Origin of the sequence: Thiobacillus thioparus DSM 505, assembly GCF_000373385.1 — a bacterium.
GTDB classification, from domain to species: Bacteria; Pseudomonadota; Gammaproteobacteria; order Burkholderiales; family Thiobacillaceae; genus Thiobacillus; species Thiobacillus thioparus.
In genome coordinates this window covers 15,208-31,912 of record NZ_KB891333.1, presented here as the reverse complement: position 1 = coordinate 31,912, position 16,705 = coordinate 15,208, and the positions used below count along the sequence as shown (strand labels likewise).

Annotated in this window: 21 protein-coding genes and 1 pseudogene; 15 read left to right on the top strand and 7 right to left on the bottom strand. The window is 62.0% G+C overall.

Features of this window, described 5'->3' with window-relative positions; all coding sequences use genetic code 11:
• The 3 genes and pseudogenes from trhA to B058_RS17115 form a co-directional block, all read right to left on the bottom strand.
• A pseudogene (gene trhA / locus B058_RS17120) lies at nucleotides 1-662 on the bottom strand (PAQR family membrane homeostasis protein TrhA).
• A gap of 37 nt (nucleotides 663-699) precedes the next feature.
• Nucleotides 700-2,136, bottom strand: a complete 1,437-nt coding sequence (cls, locus tag B058_RS0115415) for a cardiolipin synthase (RefSeq protein ID WP_018509397.1) — start codon at nucleotides 2,134-2,136, stop codon at nucleotides 700-702.
• A gap of 124 nt (nucleotides 2,137-2,260) precedes the next feature.
• On the bottom strand, nucleotides 2,261-3,013 hold the full coding sequence (locus B058_RS17115) for a Crp/Fnr family transcriptional regulator (protein ID WP_051082149.1): 753 nt from the start codon (nucleotides 3,011-3,013) through the stop codon (nucleotides 2,261-2,263).
• 270 nt (nucleotides 3,014-3,283) lie between these two features.
• Between B058_RS17115 and B058_RS0115405 the strand changes: the two genes are divergently transcribed.
• Complete coding sequence (locus B058_RS0115405; RefSeq protein ID WP_026240976.1) at nucleotides 3,284-3,499, top strand: glycine zipper 2TM domain-containing protein; 216 nt, start codon at nucleotides 3,284-3,286, stop codon at nucleotides 3,497-3,499.
• An 84-nt stretch (nucleotides 3,500-3,583) separates the two neighbouring features.
• On the opposite strand, the gene B058_RS0115400 is transcribed toward B058_RS0115405, so the two are convergent.
• Nucleotides 3,584-4,288 (bottom strand): Crp/Fnr family transcriptional regulator, encoded by a 705-nt coding sequence (locus B058_RS0115400; protein WP_018509394.1) that lies wholly within the window; start codon nucleotides 4,286-4,288, stop codon nucleotides 3,584-3,586.
• 332 nt (nucleotides 4,289-4,620) lie between these two features.
• Here B058_RS0115400 and B058_RS0115395 point away from each other — a divergent pair, with 332 nt between their 5' ends.
• The 9 genes from B058_RS0115395 (at nucleotide 4,621) to B058_RS0115355 (ending at nucleotide 9,656) form a co-directional block, all read left to right on the top strand.
• Nucleotides 4,621-4,956, top strand: coding sequence for an ElaB/YgaM/YqjD family protein (locus B058_RS0115395; protein ID WP_018509393.1), 336 nt, complete (start codon nucleotides 4,621-4,623; stop codon nucleotides 4,954-4,956).
• A 10-nt stretch (nucleotides 4,957-4,966) separates the two neighbouring features.
• Entirely contained in the window at nucleotides 4,967-5,359 is a 393-nt protein-coding gene (locus B058_RS0115390; protein ID WP_018509392.1) for a phage holin family protein, read from the top strand.
• Nucleotides 5,356-5,634 carry a YqjK-like family protein gene (locus tag B058_RS18540; protein WP_081616819.1) on the top strand — a complete coding sequence of 93 codons (279 nt, stop codon included), beginning with the start codon at nucleotides 5,356-5,358 and terminating at the stop codon, nucleotides 5,632-5,634. The genes B058_RS0115390 and B058_RS18540 overlap by 4 nt, the downstream gene beginning before the upstream one ends.
• A gap of 126 nt (nucleotides 5,635-5,760) precedes the next feature.
• Nucleotides 5,761-6,072 (top strand): BON domain-containing protein, encoded by a 312-nt coding sequence (locus B058_RS0115380; protein ID WP_026240975.1) that lies wholly within the window; start codon nucleotides 5,761-5,763, stop codon nucleotides 6,070-6,072.
• A 125-nt stretch (nucleotides 6,073-6,197) separates the two neighbouring features.
• Nucleotides 6,198-6,344: a lmo0937 family membrane protein gene (locus B058_RS17960; protein WP_018509390.1), complete on the top strand. Its 147-nt coding sequence runs from the start codon at nucleotides 6,198-6,200 to the stop codon at nucleotides 6,342-6,344.
• An 87-nt stretch (nucleotides 6,345-6,431) separates the two neighbouring features.
• Nucleotides 6,432-7,103: a hypothetical protein gene (locus tag B058_RS17110; RefSeq protein ID WP_018509389.1), complete on the top strand. Its 672-nt coding sequence runs from the start codon at nucleotides 6,432-6,434 to the stop codon at nucleotides 7,101-7,103.
• A gap of 130 nt (nucleotides 7,104-7,233) precedes the next feature.
• On the top strand, nucleotides 7,234-7,446 hold the full coding sequence (locus B058_RS0115365) for a hypothetical protein (RefSeq protein WP_018509388.1): 213 nt from the start codon (nucleotides 7,234-7,236) through the stop codon (nucleotides 7,444-7,446).
• Nucleotides 7,447-7,565: 119 nt separating this feature from the next.
• Nucleotides 7,566-8,594: a hypothetical protein gene (locus B058_RS18205; protein WP_211208716.1), complete on the top strand. Its 1,029-nt coding sequence runs from the start codon at nucleotides 7,566-7,568 to the stop codon at nucleotides 8,592-8,594.
• A gap of 756 nt (nucleotides 8,595-9,350) precedes the next feature.
• Nucleotides 9,351-9,656, top strand: a complete 306-nt coding sequence (locus tag B058_RS0115355) for a DUF1840 domain-containing protein (protein WP_018509385.1) — start codon at nucleotides 9,351-9,353, stop codon at nucleotides 9,654-9,656.
• 31 nt (nucleotides 9,657-9,687) lie between these two features.
• On the opposite strand, the gene arfB is transcribed toward B058_RS0115355, so the two are convergent.
• The gene (gene arfB, locus B058_RS0115350; protein ID WP_018509384.1) at nucleotides 9,688-10,113 is read right to left on the bottom strand and encodes an alternative ribosome rescue aminoacyl-tRNA hydrolase ArfB; all 426 of its coding nucleotides are present in this window, start codon (nucleotides 10,111-10,113) and stop codon (nucleotides 9,688-9,690) included.
• 16 nt (nucleotides 10,114-10,129) lie between these two features.
• Nucleotides 10,130-10,927, bottom strand: a complete 798-nt coding sequence (gene murI / locus B058_RS0115345; protein WP_018509383.1) for a glutamate racemase — start codon at nucleotides 10,925-10,927, stop codon at nucleotides 10,130-10,132.
• A 53-nt stretch (nucleotides 10,928-10,980) separates the two neighbouring features.
• On the opposite strand from murI, the gene B058_RS0115340 reads away from it, so the two are divergent.
• Nucleotides 10,981-11,610: a cation efflux transmembrane domain-containing protein gene (locus B058_RS0115340; RefSeq protein ID WP_342661993.1), complete on the top strand. Its 630-nt coding sequence runs from the start codon at nucleotides 10,981-10,983 to the stop codon at nucleotides 11,608-11,610.
• 29 nt (nucleotides 11,611-11,639) lie between these two features.
• Here B058_RS0115340 and queG read toward each other — a convergent pair whose 3' ends face one another.
• Complete coding sequence (gene queG, locus B058_RS0115335; RefSeq protein WP_040724671.1) at nucleotides 11,640-12,698, bottom strand: tRNA epoxyqueuosine(34) reductase QueG; 1,059 nt, start codon at nucleotides 12,696-12,698, stop codon at nucleotides 11,640-11,642.
• Here queG and tsaE point away from each other — a divergent pair.
• The 4 genes from tsaE to mutL are packed head-to-tail and all read left to right on the top strand — an operon-like array spanning nucleotide 12,693 to nucleotide 16,703.
• Nucleotides 12,693-13,178 (top strand): tRNA (adenosine(37)-N6)-threonylcarbamoyltransferase complex ATPase subunit type 1 TsaE, encoded by a 486-nt coding sequence (gene tsaE / locus B058_RS17095; protein WP_018509380.1) that lies wholly within the window; start codon nucleotides 12,693-12,695, stop codon nucleotides 13,176-13,178. The two genes, queG and tsaE, sit on opposite strands and share 6 nt — an antisense overlap.
• Complete coding sequence (locus tag B058_RS0115325; protein ID WP_018509379.1) at nucleotides 13,160-14,398, top strand: N-acetylmuramoyl-L-alanine amidase; 1,239 nt, start codon at nucleotides 13,160-13,162, stop codon at nucleotides 14,396-14,398. Before tsaE ends, B058_RS0115325 begins: the two co-directional genes overlap by 19 nt.
• Nucleotides 14,395-14,934 carry a hemerythrin domain-containing protein gene (locus tag B058_RS0115320; protein ID WP_018509378.1) on the top strand — a complete coding sequence of 180 codons (540 nt, stop codon included), beginning with the start codon at nucleotides 14,395-14,397 and terminating at the stop codon, nucleotides 14,932-14,934. The genes B058_RS0115325 and B058_RS0115320 overlap by 4 nt, the downstream gene beginning before the upstream one ends.
• Nucleotides 14,931-16,703, top strand: a complete 1,773-nt coding sequence (mutL, locus tag B058_RS0115315; protein WP_018509377.1) for a DNA mismatch repair endonuclease MutL — start codon at nucleotides 14,931-14,933, stop codon at nucleotides 16,701-16,703. Before B058_RS0115320 ends, mutL begins: the two co-directional genes overlap by 4 nt.
• The last annotated feature ends 2 nt before the right edge of the window (nucleotides 16,704-16,705 follow it).

Sequence of the window (16,705 nt, the reverse complement as noted above, 5' to 3'; positions counted from 1 at the left end):
TCAGGCCGCATACCCGAGCACCGCGAAGTAATGGCATGCCGTTCCCGTCATGACAAACAGGTGCCAGATCAGGTGGCCATACTTCAGGCGCGAATCGAGTGCGAAAAAAGCCACGCCTACGGTGTAGGACACGCCGCCCGCAAACAACCAGAGTAGGCCCGCTGTCGGGATTCTCTCAACCATGGGATCGACCGCAATGACGACCAGCCACCCCATCATCAGATAGTTCGTGGTCGAGACAACGGGGTGGAGAGACTGGCGGAAGCTTTCAGTGCCACGCCGGCCAGTGCGAGAAACCAGACGAGTCCGAATAGCGCCCAGCCCCATGCTCCACGCAGCACCCCCAGCGTAAACGGCGTGTAGGTGCCCGCGATAAGCAGAAAGATCGCGGAATGCTCGATCACCCGGAAAACACGCTTGGCCTTGCCGACGGGTAAGGCGTGGTAGAGGGTGGAGGACAGGTAAAGAAGGATCATGGTCGCCGCGAAAATGCTTGCGCCGACGACGAAACGGGTGTCGCCGTGCCGTTCGGCCTGCATGATGAGGTAAGGCGTTCCGACGAGTGCGGCGACCAGCGCCAACCCGTGGCTGATGCTGTTTGCGATTTCTTCCCCTTGCGACTGCGGACGCCTGGGGGCTGCATCCCATGCATGCACAAGCATTCCTTTCGGGACTAATACGGCCTGTTGCGGGTCCCGCTCATAGCAGGCGCGCCCACAAACGGGCGCCGGCTTCCTTCAGCCGCGACAACAGGGAACGGTGTTCCCAATCGTCCCGGGTGATTTGCCGGGATGCCCGCAGGTCTTGCTCGAACATGGTCTGCATGCGGTTGCCGAAGTCCTGTCCCAGAATCACGGCATCGATCTCCTGGTTGTTCAGGCGGCTGCGCCAGTCCAGATTGGTGGAACCGACCGTGGACCACACGCCGTCTATCATCGCGGTCTTCGAATGCAGCAGGGCATCCTGACGTTCATAGATCTTGATTCCACTGCCCAGCAGTTCCTGATAAAACGAGCGCGAGGCAAACAAAACCAGATCGGAATCCGATTTGCCGGGCAGCAGCAGCCGCACATCCACGCCGCGCACCGCGGCATCCTTGAGCGCAGCCAATAACTGCGCGTCGGGAAGGAAGTAGGCATTGGTGAGATAGACCTGGCTTTCCGCGCTGTTGATGGCGGAGATCAGAGTGGCATACATCAGGCTGTAGGGATCGTCGGGCGAACTGCCGATGGCGCGCACGACTTCCGGGCCCCTGTTGCTGAGTTGCGGAAAATAGTTACGGCCGCCCAGCGCATCGCCTTTCTGCCGTTCCCAGGTACTCATGAACAGCTTCTGGAATTCGGCCACCACCGGCCCTTCGATGCGCAGATGGGTATCGCGCCACGTCGGGCCGTCCTGAGTGTGCCGGGCATTTTTGCTTCGTGAAGACGAGCTGCCGAATGAACCGGAGGAATACACGCTGCTGATATTGATGCCGCCGACGTAGGCGATCTTGCCGTCCACCACCAGCAGCTTGCGGTGATCGCGTTCATTGAGCGCCCAGTCCTTGCGTGCCTTGCGCGGGTCAACCGGGTTGTATTCCAGCACATAGGCGCCGGCATCCACCAGCGGCTGGAAGAATTCCTTGGGCGTGGACAGCGACCCGACGCTGTCATAGAGCAGATTGACCTGCACACCGGTACGCTGCTTGACCAGCAGCGTGTCGACGAGGCTCTGGCCGATCTCATCCGGTTCCAGGATGTAGGTTTCCAGATTGATGGTGTCCCTGGCTGCGTTGATCGCGGCAAACATGGAAGCATAGGTGGCCGGCCCATCCAGCAGCAGTTCAACCTTGTTGCCCACCACCAGCGGGCTGCTGCCCATTTCCTGCACCAGCGCCAGATGGCGTTCAAAGATATGGGTGTCATCGGCCCCGAGTTTGAGCCGGGCCAGGATGGCCTTGCTCTGCTGACTGGATAAAGGACCGTGTGCACCTTCCATCTGAATGGGATGGGACGGACGCATGGTCAGGTCGGGATTGATTCTGGGAAGCGAACCACAGCCCGCAAGCAGAAGGGGTGCCATGGCAGCCAGCAGCAGGCCACGCCGCATCAGTGCCTGCATGCGCTGACCGCAACCTTGCTGTAGCGCGGCCATGAGGTGGCATCTTTCCAAGTCGTTCTCCGTTGTTCTCTATACGCCAATGCCAGACCGGCGATGACCTGCCAGTTTAGGGTGCACGCCCTGCCAGCAGGCCCGGCTCCGGCCTGCGCGGTTCGGTCTAGTTGCCGGATTGGCCAAGGACGTGGAAAGGGTCGCCACGGGGGATGTCTGCAAGCAGGCGGTCGTATTCCTTTTTGACCACTGCATAGCATTCGCATACCGTCTTTTCCAGTCCCACCCGGTCGAGCACCTCGATCCGTCCGCGGCTGTAGCGGATCAATCCGGCGCGCTGCAAATTCCCGGCAGCCTCGGTCACCCCTTCGCGACGCACGCCGAGCATGTTCGCGATCAGTTCCTGCGTCATGGTCAGAGAATCCGAGGACAGGCGGTCGAGGCTCAACAACAGCCAGCGGCACAGTTGCTGTTCGATCGAATGGTGCCGGTTGCATACTGCGGTCTGCGTCATCTGCGTGATCAGCGCCTGGGTGTAGCGCAGCAGCAAACGCAGCACCGGACCAGCCCGGTTAAATTCCTGTTTCAGCAGTTCCGCTTTCAGGCGATAACCATGGCCCGCGCTCTGGACCACGGCACGACTGGGCGTGCTGTCACCGCCCATGAACAGCGAAATACCGAGGATTCCCTCATTGCCGACTACCGCAATTTCGGCCGATGCCCCGTCCTCCAGCACATACAGTAGCGACACGATGGAGGTGGTGGGGAAATAGACGTGGCGCAACTGGGCCCCGGACTCATACAGGACTTCGCCAAGCGGCATCGGAATCGATTCCAGATGAGGAGACAGGCGCTCAAACTCGGCAGCGGGCAGGGCGGCGAGCAGATGGTTTTGCGTTGGGCTAAGGGGTGTGGCCATCAGTGAACTCCAGCATTGTGTTCTGGCAATCCCAGTAGCGGGGAAGAAGCAAAAACAGGATCGTATGCGGGCAGCGTAGCACGACTGGTCTGGGTGCGACAGCGCGCAGACAGACCCAGGAGCAATTGTTAGCTTGAAAATATGGATGTGTGTTCAGTCATCATGGATGCCACTTGGCCTGTGGTGCTTCGACACGCGATGGCATGTTGGTATCGGAACGCGACCAACACGCAGAGTGGTTAACCCGACGTTCGAAACAGAGGTGTTCCAATGAAAACGACGAAAATGTTTGCAGTCAGTACGCTGGCCATGGCGGTGCTGCTCGGTTTGGGAGGGTGTAGCGGGATGTCGGCGCGTGACAAGAGTACCGCAATCGGTGCCGGCGTCGGTGCTGTCGGGGGCGCCGCCCTCACGGGTGGCAGTGCGGTCGGAACGGTCGGCGGCGCAGCGGTCGGTGGCGTCATCGGCAACCAGGTCGGTAAATAAGCAATACGCCCCAATTCTCCGGCGCCTTGCCAATTTTGACCGCTTACCCGCGGCCAATGCAGGATGCCCAATCGCTCGCTTGCCTCAGGCCTGGTAGCTGTCCTTGGCCCGTCTGTAGCACGAGCACGCCGAGGCTTCCAGGCCGGGACCATCAATGATGTCGATGTTTCCACGGCTGTAGTCGATCAGTCCGCGTTGCTTGATGGCGTGCGCGGCATGGGTGACGCCGACCCGGCGCACACCCAGCATGTGCCCGATAAATTCATGGGTCAGGTGGAAATGATCCGAGCCTACCCGATCGCGTGTCATCAGGAGCCAGCGTGCGAGGCGCGCCTCGACGACGTGAAAGCGATTGCACGCGGCGGTTTGCGCGATCTGAATCATCAACTCATGGGCATAGAGTCCCACCTGCCGCTGTAGGGCCAGGCTATGCCGGAGTTCCTTGCGAAACGGCGCGGCCTTCATCCGCATCGCCGTGCCGGCGCCTTGAACCAGCGCACGGACCGGACTCAGGCTCACGCCCAATGCAAGCGAAACGCCCACCATGCCTTCGTGGCCGACCATTCCCACCTCGAGGGCGAGGGGCGGATCGACCAATGTGAGTAAGGATATGAGCGAGTCGTTGGGAAAATAGACGTACCTGACCACGTCCCCGGGCTCATACAGTACTTCCCCAAATGCCAGCGTGATCGGCTCCAGACTCGCCAGCAAGCGCCGGTATTCCGGATGCGGAAGCGCGGCCAGCAGTTTGTTGGAGGCCGGCAGCCGGTGGGTGACCTGCATCAGCATCGGATGTCCTTCATGGATCCATCCCAGGCGAGATTGCAGAGGGGCTTTGGAAAAGGGCGGCAAAGATAAGGCATGCCACAAAGGCTAAGGAAGGAAACGCCGACCGTCTGTACGCCAACGCACGGAAGCATTTTGTAACAGGGACGGGAAATCGAACGGGTTTCGTCGAACTATGTTCGACACCGTACAGACGGTATCCAGGTATTTATCCTATAAAGAAAGTGTGGTTTTGATATGGTTGATCGAAAGGCTTGAAGTGTGTGATGTCTCGCGACACGCCTACAGTCTGCGGTCATGTCTTTTTGCCCCGACATCTTCATGGAGAATCAAGAATGAGCACTCAAAACGTACCTGACGAACCGGATTTCCCCGACGTGACCAAGGAACAGCTGATCGCTGACTTCAAGACAGTGGTGTCGGATGCGGAGGCCCTGATCAAGGCCACGGCCAACCAGGGTGGCGAGGCACTGGCCTCGGTGCGCGCCAAGGCCGAAGCGTCGCTTGCCAAGGCGAAGGCCCAGATGGCCGACGCCGAAGCAGCGCTGCTGGTTCGGGCCAAGGCGGCTGCCAAGGCGACAGATGTCTACGTCCACGAGAATCCGTGGAAAGCGATCGGCATCTCTGCAAGTCTCGCGCTGCTGGTCGGCTTCATCATGGGCCGCCGCTAGTCGATCGCCCATGAGCACGGAAACGCCGGGAGGCGGATCGGGGTTATTCGATTCCCTGAAAGGGTTCGCAGCCAGTCTGGTTGCCATCGTACACACCCGGCTCGATCTGCTGTCGACGGATCTGGAGGAAGAGCGGACGCGACTTGCGTCGGTGTTGCTGATGCTGTTCGTGGCGCTGTTTTGCCTCGGTATCGGCGTGGTGCTGCTGACGATCCTGATTGCAGTCGTCTTCTGGGATAGCCACCGGCTCCTGGCCTTGGCCGGGTTGACCGGATTCTTCCTGGCCAGCGGCGTAATGGCGTTCGAGTGTGCGCGACGCAAGTTCAGAGCCAAGCCGAGATTGTTCGCGGCGACTCTCGCTGAATTATCCAAGGACCGGCAGCACCTGACGGATCGATCATGAACAGCACATTAACCAGACTGGCGGAACGCCGCGAACGTTTGGTGGCGCAGTCCGCTGAACAGCGGACTGCGCTGGCGGAAAGCGCGGCGCCCTGGCGCGCACCCTTGGCTTTGGCGGATCGGGGCGTAGAAGCGCTTCGCGCGATCAAGCGGCATCCAGTCTGGGTACTGGGCGGCGTGCTGATGCTTGCGGCCTTGCGGCCACGACGAGCAGGCAGATGGACACGATTCGCCTGGATCGGATGGCAGATTGGGCGAAAACTCCTCGGGCGCTGAAGAATTGAACATGTAGGGCAGTGAATCAAGCATCACGTACCGACTTGCGGGATTGCAACGTGTAGCAAGCAGGGTCTCTGAATCAAGAGAAGTCGCAGGTCCATCATTAAATAAAGGAACATGATCATGAAAAAACAGAGTCTTATCGCCGCCGCCCTTTCCGCCTTTCTGCTGGTTTCCGTCGTGGGGTGCGCATCGACGTCCAAGCAGGAAGGTACGGGTGAATATGTCGATGACGCCGTCATTACCACCAAAGTGAAAGCAGCCATTTTCAATGAACCCAGCCTGAAGTCGACCGAGATCAACGTCGAGACATACAAGGGTGCGGTTCAGCTGAGTGGCTTTGTCAGTTCCCAGGCCGACATCAACAAAGCGGTCGATGTCGCACGCAGCGTAAAAGGCGTCGTCAGCGTCAAGAACAACATGCATGTGAAGTAAATGCCTCGAGTCGTTTGCCGCCTGTTGCTGCCGCCGGATTCCCGTCTGGCCCAGTGAACAGGGTGGCTCGATGAATTTCGGGCCTGTCGAACGATTTTCCAAACCCATTAAAAGGGGAGCGCAACATGCTTGAAACCATCATTGTCGTACTGGTGATTCTATGGCTGCTGGGAATGGTGACGTCCTACACCATGGGCGGACTCATTCACGTTCTACTAGTCATCGCGATCATCGTGGTCCTGATTCGCGTCATTCAAGGTCGGCGTCTCTAGCCCGCTTCGAAAACTTCCATTGCCGCCGTGTGCACAAACCGGTCTGACTGACCGAACTGCGGCGCTCTTCAAACAGGAGGACAGAAAATGCGCTACCTGCTTATTGCATTGTCGATGTTACTTATCCCACTGACCCCAGCCCGCGCCGAGGTCAGCGTCGGCGTCGGCATCCACGTGCCCGGCGTCAGCATCGGTATCAATCTTCCTGCGTATCCGCGGCTCGTTCGGGTGCCAGGCTACCCCGTCTACTACGATCCCGGCGTGAATGTGAATTTCTTCTTTTACGATGGCCTGTACTGGGTATTCCAGGATGACAACTGGTATGCGAGCAGCTGGTACAACGGGCCGTGGGACTTGGTGGATCGTTATGACGTGCCGCTGTATGTACTGCGCGTTCCGGTTCGCTATTACCGTCATCCACCGTCGTATTTCCACGGCTGGCGTGCCGACGCGCCTCCGCGCTGGGGCGATCACTGGGGCCGCGACTGGGAACAGCGTCGAAGCGGATGGGATAACTGGGACCGGCATTCAGCGCCTCGCCCTGCGCCTTTGCCGAGCTACCAGCGCAATTACTCGGGCGACCGCTACCCACATGAGCAGGAACGTCAACAATCGATCCGATCCGAGCGTTATCGCTACCAGCCGCGCGAACCGGTGACGCAGCAGCATTATCAACGGCAGCATGACCAGAATCAGAATGGCCCGCAAGACAGAGGTCGGGGAAACCAACGTGAAGAGCGCGGACAGGATCGCCGGTAATGGCAGATGAACGAATGGCGGCCGCGAAGCGACCGTTGTCTGTCATGCCATCCGTGTCATTCAAGGCGGTTCAGCCTTCCCGAACGTTTTCCCTTACAGACTGGTTTGGCGCTACTTGAAAGGGACTGAAATGAACGCAGTCAAAATCGTGGCTATCGCACTGATCGTGGCCGGGAGTCTGGGACTGATCTACGGCGGATTCACTTATACGAAAAAAACGGATGAGGTGAAGCTGGGACCGCTTGAACTGTCGATCAAGGACAGGGAGACGGTCAATATTCCGGTCTGGGCGGGTGTGGCGGCTATCGTGGCGGGAGCCGCGCTGCTGCTTGTTCGCAAGTGAAGCAGTCAACGGCAGAAAGATCTCTGTGGACGCCCGGAGAGCAGCGACACCGTGGCGAACACGCAACGGGTCATACCCGATAGCTGGGCGATGGCCCGGGATTAAGTACAGAGCAGAAAATGAAAAAGACCTACCTGATCATTGCGATATCGATAGTCCTTGTCGAGGGGTGCTATACCGCTCCGCCCTACCCACCATCTAGCCATGTCTCGGTCGGAGTCGGATATCCTGGTGTCAACATCGGCATCAATTTTTCGACGTACCCGGATCTTGTCCAGATACCGGGCTATCCCGTCTACTACGGCCCCCGCGTGGATTCGAATTATTTCTTTTACGACGGCCTCTACTGGGTGTTCCTGGGTGATGACTGGTATGCGAGCAGCTGGTATAACGGCCCGTGGGATAGGGTGGATTATTACGATGTGCCGGCTTATGTGCTGCGCGTCCCGGTACGCTACTACCGCCAGCCTCCGTCGTATTTCCGTGGCTGGCGTGCCGACGCGCCGCCACGTTGGGGAGATCACTGGGGTCGCGACTGGGAACAGCGTCGAAGCGGGTGGGACCGTTGGGACCGTGGCTCCGCCCCGGTTCCCGCGCCATTGCCGACCTACCAGCGGAACTATTCCGGCGACCGTTATCCTCGCGCAGTAGAACAGCAGCATACGATCCGATCCGAGTATTACCGCTACCAGCCGCGTGAGCCTGTCACGCAGCAGTATTTCAAACCGCGTGTACAGCAGGAACAACAGGACCAGCGTCAGCAAGACCAACGTCAGCAAGACCAACGTCAGCAAGACCAACGTCAGCAAGACCAGCGTCAGCAGGGCCAGCGTCAACAGGACCAGCGTCAGCAGGACCAGCGTCAACAGGACCAGCGTCAGCAGGACCAACGTCAGCAGGACCAACGTCAACAGGGCCAACGTCAGCTAGACCAACGTCAGAAGGAACGGCAGCAAGCGCAGCAGCGCCAGCAACAACAGAAGCAGCAACAAAATCTGGAGCAGAAGCGCGCTCAACCCGAAGCGCAGGGGCAGGATCAAAAGCGCAAGGCTACCCAGCAGGAGCCGAATGGGAAGAAGAGAGCCACGCAGGAGGAGTTGGATCGGAAGAAGAAAGAGGAAGACGCTCGCGATCGGTATCGCCAGTAATTTCAGGCGGCCCGGCGGCAAACTTACTGACGACGATCTCATGATGGCCGAAGGCGACAAGGAGCCCTGCTCGGCAAGCTGCAGGGGCATTATGGTTTGGTCAAGGGCCAGACTGAGCGCTATCGGAAGAATCTCGGACACTGGCTTGTCCCGGTTGCGCGGAGCGCTTGGGACTCGATTCCCGTTTGTGATCAAGGACGTGCCATGATGGATCGCGTGCTCTTAATATTGCGGCTGATCGGGATGATGCCGGGACCCTGTGGCATGTGCCTGGCAAGGTAAAAGAGGGTCCCTTTGCCATCGAAGCGGTCACGGGGCTTCGGATGCACTCGAGCGGCTGCGCGCAGGCGGCATCGGCGTGATCCTCGCGGGCAGTCGCTGCTCGACGGGTGTTGAAACATTCGACCAGTTGTTCGCCTCACCTCTCAGACGCCGATCCTGAGCTCGGTACGCTGGCGACGGAAGTGGGCAGCGAGGTGCGCAAGCACCCTGTCGAGAGGTTACTTTGGTGGCTCGCCATCTCGACCGCACAGGCGATGAGCATGAAAATGGCCCATCCTGGCGCATCACGATTTCCTGATGGATCTGCCGCCGGGTGCTGCTGAATGGCCGCATCATGCAAGCGATTGCTTGTGCGAAAAGGCGCGGCACGCATGTTGCCTGCGCTGCTGGCAACATGAATTCCCGAGGCGGCCTTCCGATGCAGGGGAATTGCCCTGGCTGTAAACGGGTCCGCCCTTGATTTAGGAGACGAAAATGCTGGTGACGTTTACATGTAAGGCCTATGCCGACATCACGATGTTTGGTGATGTCGCGCTCGGCATGCTGAAAATGATGGGGCACAGCGAAACGGTGCCCGGCGCCATTCTGGCCGAGGATGTGCCTGCGGCGCTGGATCGGTTGAAGCGCGCGATCGAGGCGGCGCCGGCCCGGAACGAATCCAGGAAAGCCGAGAACGACGACTCGGACGAGCTGCCTGTCAGTCTGGCGCACCGGGCCTTGCCCCTGATCGAACTGCTCACGGCTGCCGCGCGGCAAAAGGCCGATGTGATGTGGAAATGAAGCGAACGCGCTATCCGCAATCTTGATCCGATCAGTGCTCCGTCCCGGGTTTCAAGCCACGCAGTTTCTTGGTCTCCCCCCGCCGCTGCTTGCTGTCCAGGCGCCGTTTTTTTGACGCCAGCGTGGGCCGGGTGGGGCGGCGCGGCGTCTCCACTTCGCAGGCTTCACGAACCAGTTCAATCAGCCGTTCCAGCGCGTCGTCGCGGTTGCGCCGCTGGCTCCGATAACGCTCGGCTTCGATAATCAGCACACCCTCCTGGGTGAGACGGCGGCCCGCGAGGGCCATCAGGCGGACGCGCACCGGCTCGGGCAGCGAAGGCGAGCGGGCGACGTCGAAGCGTAGTTGCACGGCGGTCGACACCTTGTTGACGTTCTGCCCGCCGGGTCCCGAGGCGCGCACGAAGTCCTCCTGGATTTCGCGCTCGTCGAGCTCGATCTGGGCGTTGACCCGGATCATGGCTGCGGTTTTGCGATCACCACTTCACCACATGCACGTTGTTCAAGGTGCGTCCCAGGAAGCGCTCGCCGATGGTCTGGAAGCGCAGCGGTACATCGGTGACGTAGAAGTCGTAGCGCGGTTGGGCGTGGCTGGGGTTGGCGAGATGTTTCTCGGCCAGGACCGCGGCGACCTGTTCGGCCATGGCTTCGGCGGAATCGACCAATGCGACGTCGTCGCCGACCACCTGGCGCAGCAGCGGCTTCAGCAGCGGGTAATGGGTGCAGCCGAGCACCAGGGTGTCGATGTGCTCGGCCATGAGCGGCTTCAGGTAATCCTGCGCGGTGAGCCGGGTGACTTCGTGGTCGAGCCAGCCTTCCTCCACCAGCGGCACGAACAGCGCGCAGGCCTGCGAATGGATACGCGAGTCGGGCGCATAGTCGTGGATGGCGCGCGCGTAGGCGTTGCTGTTGATGGTGGTAGGGGTGCCGATGACGCCGATCTTCTTGCCGCCGCGCGCCGACACGGCGCCGGCGTCGATCACGTCGAGCACCGGCACCGGCGACAGGTCCTTGACCACCTGCGCCGCCACCGCCGCCATGGTGTTGCAGGCGATGACCAGCAGCTTGACGTCCTTTTCCAGCAGGAACTGCGCGATCTGCGTGGTGAAGTGGGCGATGGTCTCGACCGATTTCACGCCGTAGGGCACGCGTGCGGTGTCGCCAAAATAGACGATGTTCTCGTAGGGCAGGCGCTCCATCAGGGCGCGTACCACGGTGAGTCCGCCGATGCCGGAATCGAATACGCCGATCGGGGAGTGTGCATTCGTGGACATGGGTGGCAGGATGGCGGGATGACAAAGCCAGTATTTTACCTTCAGGGCCGCCTGTGGCGGCATCCCGCATGAGCGGCTGCGGTTGCGATTCGGTGTGCAACGCGCCGCCGCCCGACCCGGGCTACCGGCGTGCGCTGTGGATTGCGCTGGTGCTGAACGCGCTGATGTTCGGCGTCGAGATCGTTGCCAGCTTTGCGGCGCAGTCGGTGTCGCTGCTGGCTGACGCGGTCGATTTCCTCGGCGACGCCGGCAACTACGGCGTGGCGCTGTTCGTTCTCGGCCTGGCGCCGGTATGGCGCTCGCGCACCGCGCTGTGGAAGGGCTGGCTGATGATCGGCTACGGTGTGTTCGTGCTCGGCAAGTCGGTCTGGCAGTGGTCGGCGGGCGTGGTGCCGGAGCCCTTCATCATGGGCTGGGTGAGCCTGCTGGCGCTGGCGGTCAACGTCGGTGTCGCCGCGCTGCTGTATGCGCATCGCCAGGGTGACGCGCAGGCGCGCTCGGTGTGGCTGTGTTCGCGCAACGACGCGCTGGGCAACCTGGCGGTGATGGGGGCGGCAGCTGGGGTATGGGCGACCGCGCGCGGCTGGCCGGATATCGCAGTGGCGTTGGTGCTGGCGGGACTGGCGCTGAGCTCGGGCGCGTCGGTGATCCGGCATGCGCAGCGTGAGCTGCGCGTGAATTAAAACAGCGCCAAGCAGGAATTAAAGGCGGTCTAAGCTATTTCCTGGCGCGCCAGCGCCCACGCGACATGCTCGCGCACCAGTTCGGACGGGTGGTCCAGGCGAGCATTGAGCGCTGCTTTGATATCGGACGAAGGCTGTGCGTTGCCCAGTGCGACCGCGATATTGCGCAGCCAGCGCTCATGCCCGATGCGGCGGATCGCCGAACCCGCCAGGCGTTCGTTGAAGTCGGCCTCGCTCCAGGCGAACAGGTCCACCAGCCGCGCGCTGTCGAGTCCGTTCCGCACTTCAAAATCGGGCAGTGCGGCGGCCTGCGCAAAGCGGTTCCACGGACACACCAGCTGGCAGTCGTCACAGCCGTAGATGCGGTTGCCGATGAGCGGGCGCAACTCCAGTGGGATGCTGCCCTTGAGTTCGATGGTGAGATAGGAAATGCAGCGCCGCGCGTCGAGCGAGTAGGGCGCGATGATGGCCTGGGTGGGGCAGACGTCGATGCAGGCCTGGCAGGTACCGCAGTGGCCGGCCTCGGGCGCGTCCACCGGCAGCGGCAGGTCGGTGTAGATTTCGCCGAGAAAGAACCACGAGCCGTGTTGCCGGTTCAGCAGCAGCGTGTGCTTGCCGCGCCAGCCGAGCCCGGATTTCGTGGCGAGTTCCACTTCGAGCACCGGCGCGCTGTCGGTGAAGACGCGGAAATGGTGCGCGCCGATTTCCGCGCTGATTTTTTCGGCCAGTGTTTGCAGGCGGTTGCGCAGCACCTTGTGATAGTCGCGCCCCAGCGCATAGCGGGAGACATAGGCGGCGTCCGCGTCGGCCAGCACCACGTGGGGGTCGGCGGCGGCCGGCGGGAAATAGTCGAGCCGCGCGCTGATGACGCGAACCGTTCCCGGCACCAGTTCGGCTGGCCGGCTGCGCTTCGTGCCGTGTGCCGCCATATAATCCATCTCGCCATGAAAGCCCCGATCCAGCCACGCCTGCAAGCCTGCCTCGGCCGCGCTCAGTTCGCCGTCCGCAATGCCCACCGCGGCAAAGCCGAGCTCGCGCCCCCATTGCCTGATTTGCCCTGCCAATCGCGTTAAATCCTGCTCATGCATAAGACCGATGATACCGTGCGCTGCTGTCGCCATCTGGCCGACGAAGCCGCGACGCTGGCATTCGGCGCGCAAATGGTGCAGGGGCTGACGGCGGGGCTGACTTTTTATCTGGAAGGCGATCTTGGCGCGGGCAAGACGACGCTAGTGCGCGGGGTGCTGCGTGCGCTGGGTTATGGCGGTCGGGTGAAGAGTCCGACCTATACGTTGGTAGAAAGCTACAGCCTGCCCGCATTTGAACTGTATCATTTTGATCTATATCGTATGCATGATCCGCGCGAGTGGCTTGACGCGGGATTTCGCGACGTAAGCGACGGCCACGCCGTCAGCCTGATCGAATGGCCGGAAAAGGCTGCAGGCTGGCTGCCGCCCCCGGATGTGGTCATCCGGTTGACAATCGCGGACGATGCGCGCGAAATTGAATGTGAAGCGGCGAGCCCGCGCGGCGCCCAATATCTGGAGACATGTTGCACGCCTTGTTGAGAATTTTCCTGCTGTGCGGTTTGCTTGCGTCGGGCTGGGCCCAGGCGCTGCAACTCAGCGCCACCCGTCTGTGGCCGTCGTCCGACTACACGCGGATCACCTTGGAGGCGGCGCAGCCCGTCGCCCATAAATACTTCCTGTTGTCGAACCCGGATCGGCTGGTGATCGACCTCGAGGGGGTCGAGGCGGGCGCTGCGCTCGATGCCCTGGCCGGGCAACTGACCCCGGATGACCCTTTCATCGGGGCGATCCGTGTCGGGATGAACCGCCCTGGCGTCATGCGCCTGGTGCTGAATCTGAAAACGGCCGTCAAACCCTCGGTGTTCCAGCTGCAACCGCAGGGGCAATACGGCCATCGGCTGGTGGTGGATCTCTACCCGGCCCAGACAGGCGATACGGTGGCCAGCCCCGTCGCGCAATCGCAGCCGGACGTGGCCGAGCAGCCGACACCGGCCAAACCAGCCAGGGAGGCGAAGGACAAACCGGGAGCGCCGCAGTATGCGCGGCTGATTACCGTGGCGATCGATGCCGGCCACGGCGGCGAAGACCCCGGCGCCAGCGGGGCGAACGGCTCCCACGAGAAGGACATCACGCTGGCGCTGGCCAGGAAGCTCAAGCAGAGAATCGACGTCCAGGAAAACATGCATGCCGTCCTGATCCGCGACGGCGATTATTTCGTGCCGCTCGGGCAACGGGTCGTCAAGGCGCGTGCGCTGAAGGCCGACCTGTTCATGTCGATCCATGCCGATGCCTTCATCAAGCCCCACGCGCGCGGCTCGTCGGTATTTGCCCTGTCCGAGAACGGCGCGACCTCCGTTGCCGCGCGCTGGCTGGCCAAACGCGAAAACGACGCCGATCTGATCGGCGGCGTCAACGTCGACGTCAAGGATCCCTTCCTCAAGCGCACGCTCATCGATCTGTCGCAGACCGCTACCATCAACGACAGCCTGAAGCTGGGGCGGGCGGTGCTGAAGGAAATCGGCGGCGTCAATACGCTGCACAAGAGCGAGGTGGAGCAGGCGGGCTTTGCCGTACTGAAGGCGCCCGACATTCCTTCGATCCTGATCGAGACCGCGTTCATTTCCAACCCCGAAGAAGAAAAACGCCTCAACGATCCCGGCTACCAGGACAAATTGGTGGATGCCATCGTCGATGGCGTCAAGGATTACTTTGCCAAGCATCCGTTGACTGCGCCGTCGCGGCTGACGCGCAACCCATGACCGTGAGCCTGCTCGGTGCGGCGGCCCCTGGATTCGACCGGCCGCTCGATGTGCTGGAAGCCTGTCACGGTCGCATTGCCCGGCAGTGCGATACCCTCGGCAAACTGCTGGCGCATCTGCCGATGCATGGTGCGGATGCCCAGGCACAGCAAGCAGCGCGTGCGGTCCTGACCTATTTCGATACGGCTGCGGTGCACCACCACGACGACGAGGAGCGCAACCTGTTTCCGCTGCTCGAACAGGCCGGCGCGCCGGGCACCTGCGATCTGGTCGAAAGCCTGACCCTGGAACACGACGAACTGGCGCTGTTGTGGCGACGGCTGCGCGGACAACTGCAGCAGATCGAAGCCGGCTCGGCCGCCGTACTGGATGAGAGGTTGACGCATCGCTTCGCCGCACTCAATCGCAGCCATCTCGAATTCGAGAACACCCATGTGCTGCCGCTGGCGCGGCAGGTTCTGGACGCTGCCGCCATCGAGCGTCTGGGGCGTGCCATGGCCGCTCGGCGGGGTGTCGGGTTCGCAGGTTCGCTGTGACCATCAGAGTTCTGCCCGATGTGCTGATCTCGCAGATCGCAGCCGGCGAGGTGGTCGAACGCCCGGCGGCAGCGTTGAAAGAGATTCTGGAAAACAGCCTCGACGCCGGGAGCACCGACATCCAGGTCGATCTGGAGCAGGGCGGCATCAAGCGCATTCGCGTCGCCGACAACGGCAGTGGCATCGCGCGCGACGAATTGGCGCTGGCCTTGACCCGTCATGCCACCAGCAAGATCGCCAGCCTGGCCGACCTGGAGCAGGTGGCGAGTCTGGGGTTCCGCGGCGAGGCCCTGGCATCGATTGCCGCCATCGCGCGGGTTCAGCTCACCAGCCGCAGTGCCGATGCCGAGCACGCCTGGGCGGTACAGGCCGAAGGCGGCCGCCTTGATGCGCCGGCGCCCGCCGCGCGCGCCGCAGGCACCACGATCGACATCCAGGACCTGTTCTTCAGTACCCCGGCGCGGCGCAAGTTCCTCAAGACCGAAGCCACCGAATACGCCCATTGCGCCGAGACCGTGCGGCGCCTGGCCTTGGCGAACCCGCAGGTGTCGTTCACGCTGAGCCACAACGGCCGGGCGCAACTGCGCCTCAACGCCGAACCCGCCTATGCACGAATACGCCAGGTGCTGGGTGAGGCGTTCGAGCAGAACAGCATTGCAGTCGAGGCCGCTGCCGGCGTGCTGCGGGTGTCCGGCTGGGTGATCCGTCCCAGCGCCGCCACGGGCAGCCGCGACAGCCAACATGTGTTCGTCAATGGCCGCTATGTGCGCGACAAGCTGATCGTCCACGCCCTGAAGGAGGCTTACCGCGACGTCCTCCATCACCAACTGAATCCGGCGTATTGCCTGTTCATCGAACTGCCGCCGGATCTGGTCGACGTCAACGTGCATCCGGCCAAGACCGAGATCCGGTTCCGCGACAGCCGCGGCGTGCACCAGTTCCTGTTCCATGCGGTCGAGCGCCTGCTGTCGGCGCCGGTGGTAACAGATGTCGCCGTGGCCGCATCCGGGCTGTCGCAGGCTTCCCCGCAGCCGGCCTGGGCCGCGCCTCGACAAACGGTGATGCCGCTGCAGGTGAATGAAGCGATGGCATTCTATGCGCCTTTGGACCAGGGGACCAGGGTGCAGGGTTCGGTGGTGCCGGTTGCGCCGACGATGCGGCCCGTGCCGGATGAGGGGACCGATGCGCCGCCGCTAGGCTATGCACTGGCCCAGCTGCACGGCGTGTACGTGCTGGCGCAGAACGCGCAGGGGCTGGTGCTGGTCGACATGCACGCCGCGCATGAACGCGTCGTCTACGAAAAGCTGAAGACTGCGCTGGATGCGCGCGCAGTGCCGGCGCAAACGCTGCTGATCCCCGTCGCGCTGACGGCCGACGCCCGCGATGTGGCGGAAATCAGCCCGCATCTGGATCAACTGGCCGGGATCGGGTTCGAATTGTCGGTGACATCGCCAACCTCGGTGGCGGTGCGTTCGGTGCCGTGGCTGCTGAAAGACGCCGACCCGGTCGAGTTGACCCGCGCCGTGCTGGCCGAAATTGCCGAATTCGGCGTGGCGCGTCTGCTCGCCGAACGGCGCAACGAATTGCTGGCGACACTCGCCTGCCACGGTGCGGTGCGCGCCAACCGCCGCCTGACGCTGCCCGAGATGAACGCGCTGCTGCGCGAAATGGAAGCCACCGAACGGGCTGGGCAGTGCAACCACGGCCGTCCGACCTGGTTCCAGGTCAGCCTCGGCGAACTCGACGCCATGTTCATGCGCGGTCGTTGATT

What these genes read in the sequence shown, in the direction of transcription:
- cls (WP_018509397.1), bottom strand. Translation starts at nt 2,136, where the DNA reads ATGGCCGCGCTACAGCAAGGTTGCGGTCAGCGCATGCAGGCACTGATG.
- B058_RS17115 (WP_051082149.1), bottom strand. Translation starts at nt 3,013, where the DNA reads ATGGCCACACCCCTTAGCCCAACGCAAAACCATCTGCTCGCCGCCCTG.
- B058_RS0115405 (WP_026240976.1), top strand. Translation starts at nt 3,284, where the DNA reads ATGAAAACGACGAAAATGTTTGCAGTCAGTACGCTGGCCATGGCGGTG.
- B058_RS0115400 (WP_018509394.1), bottom strand. Translation starts at nt 4,288, where the DNA reads ATGCTGATGCAGGTCACCCACCGGCTGCCGGCCTCCAACAAACTGCTG.
- B058_RS0115395 (WP_018509393.1), top strand. Translation starts at nt 4,621, where the DNA reads ATGAGCACTCAAAACGTACCTGACGAACCGGATTTCCCCGACGTGACC.
- B058_RS0115390 (WP_018509392.1), top strand. Translation starts at nt 4,967, where the DNA reads ATGAGCACGGAAACGCCGGGAGGCGGATCGGGGTTATTCGATTCCCTG.
- B058_RS18540 (WP_081616819.1), top strand. Translation starts at nt 5,356, where the DNA reads ATGAACAGCACATTAACCAGACTGGCGGAACGCCGCGAACGTTTGGTG.
- B058_RS0115380 (WP_026240975.1), top strand. Translation starts at nt 5,761, where the DNA reads ATGAAAAAACAGAGTCTTATCGCCGCCGCCCTTTCCGCCTTTCTGCTG.
- B058_RS17960 (WP_018509390.1), top strand. Translation starts at nt 6,198, where the DNA reads ATGCTTGAAACCATCATTGTCGTACTGGTGATTCTATGGCTGCTGGGA.
- B058_RS17110 (WP_018509389.1), top strand. Translation starts at nt 6,432, where the DNA reads ATGCGCTACCTGCTTATTGCATTGTCGATGTTACTTATCCCACTGACC.
- B058_RS0115365 (WP_018509388.1), top strand. Translation starts at nt 7,234, where the DNA reads ATGAACGCAGTCAAAATCGTGGCTATCGCACTGATCGTGGCCGGGAGT.
- B058_RS18205 (WP_211208716.1), top strand. Translation starts at nt 7,566, where the DNA reads ATGAAAAAGACCTACCTGATCATTGCGATATCGATAGTCCTTGTCGAG.
- B058_RS0115355 (WP_018509385.1), top strand. Translation starts at nt 9,351, where the DNA reads ATGCTGGTGACGTTTACATGTAAGGCCTATGCCGACATCACGATGTTT.
- arfB (WP_018509384.1), bottom strand. Translation starts at nt 10,113, where the DNA reads ATGATCCGGGTCAACGCCCAGATCGAGCTCGACGAGCGCGAAATCCAG.
- murI (WP_018509383.1), bottom strand. Translation starts at nt 10,927, where the DNA reads ATGTCCACGAATGCACACTCCCCGATCGGCGTATTCGATTCCGGCATC.
- tsaE (WP_018509380.1), top strand. Translation starts at nt 12,693, where the DNA reads ATGCATAAGACCGATGATACCGTGCGCTGCTGTCGCCATCTGGCCGAC.
- queG (WP_040724671.1), bottom strand. Translation starts at nt 12,698, where the DNA reads ATGCATGAGCAGGATTTAACGCGATTGGCAGGGCAAATCAGGCAATGG.
- B058_RS0115325 (WP_018509379.1), top strand. Translation starts at nt 13,160, where the DNA reads ATGTTGCACGCCTTGTTGAGAATTTTCCTGCTGTGCGGTTTGCTTGCG.
- B058_RS0115320 (WP_018509378.1), top strand. Translation starts at nt 14,395, where the DNA reads ATGACCGTGAGCCTGCTCGGTGCGGCGGCCCCTGGATTCGACCGGCCG.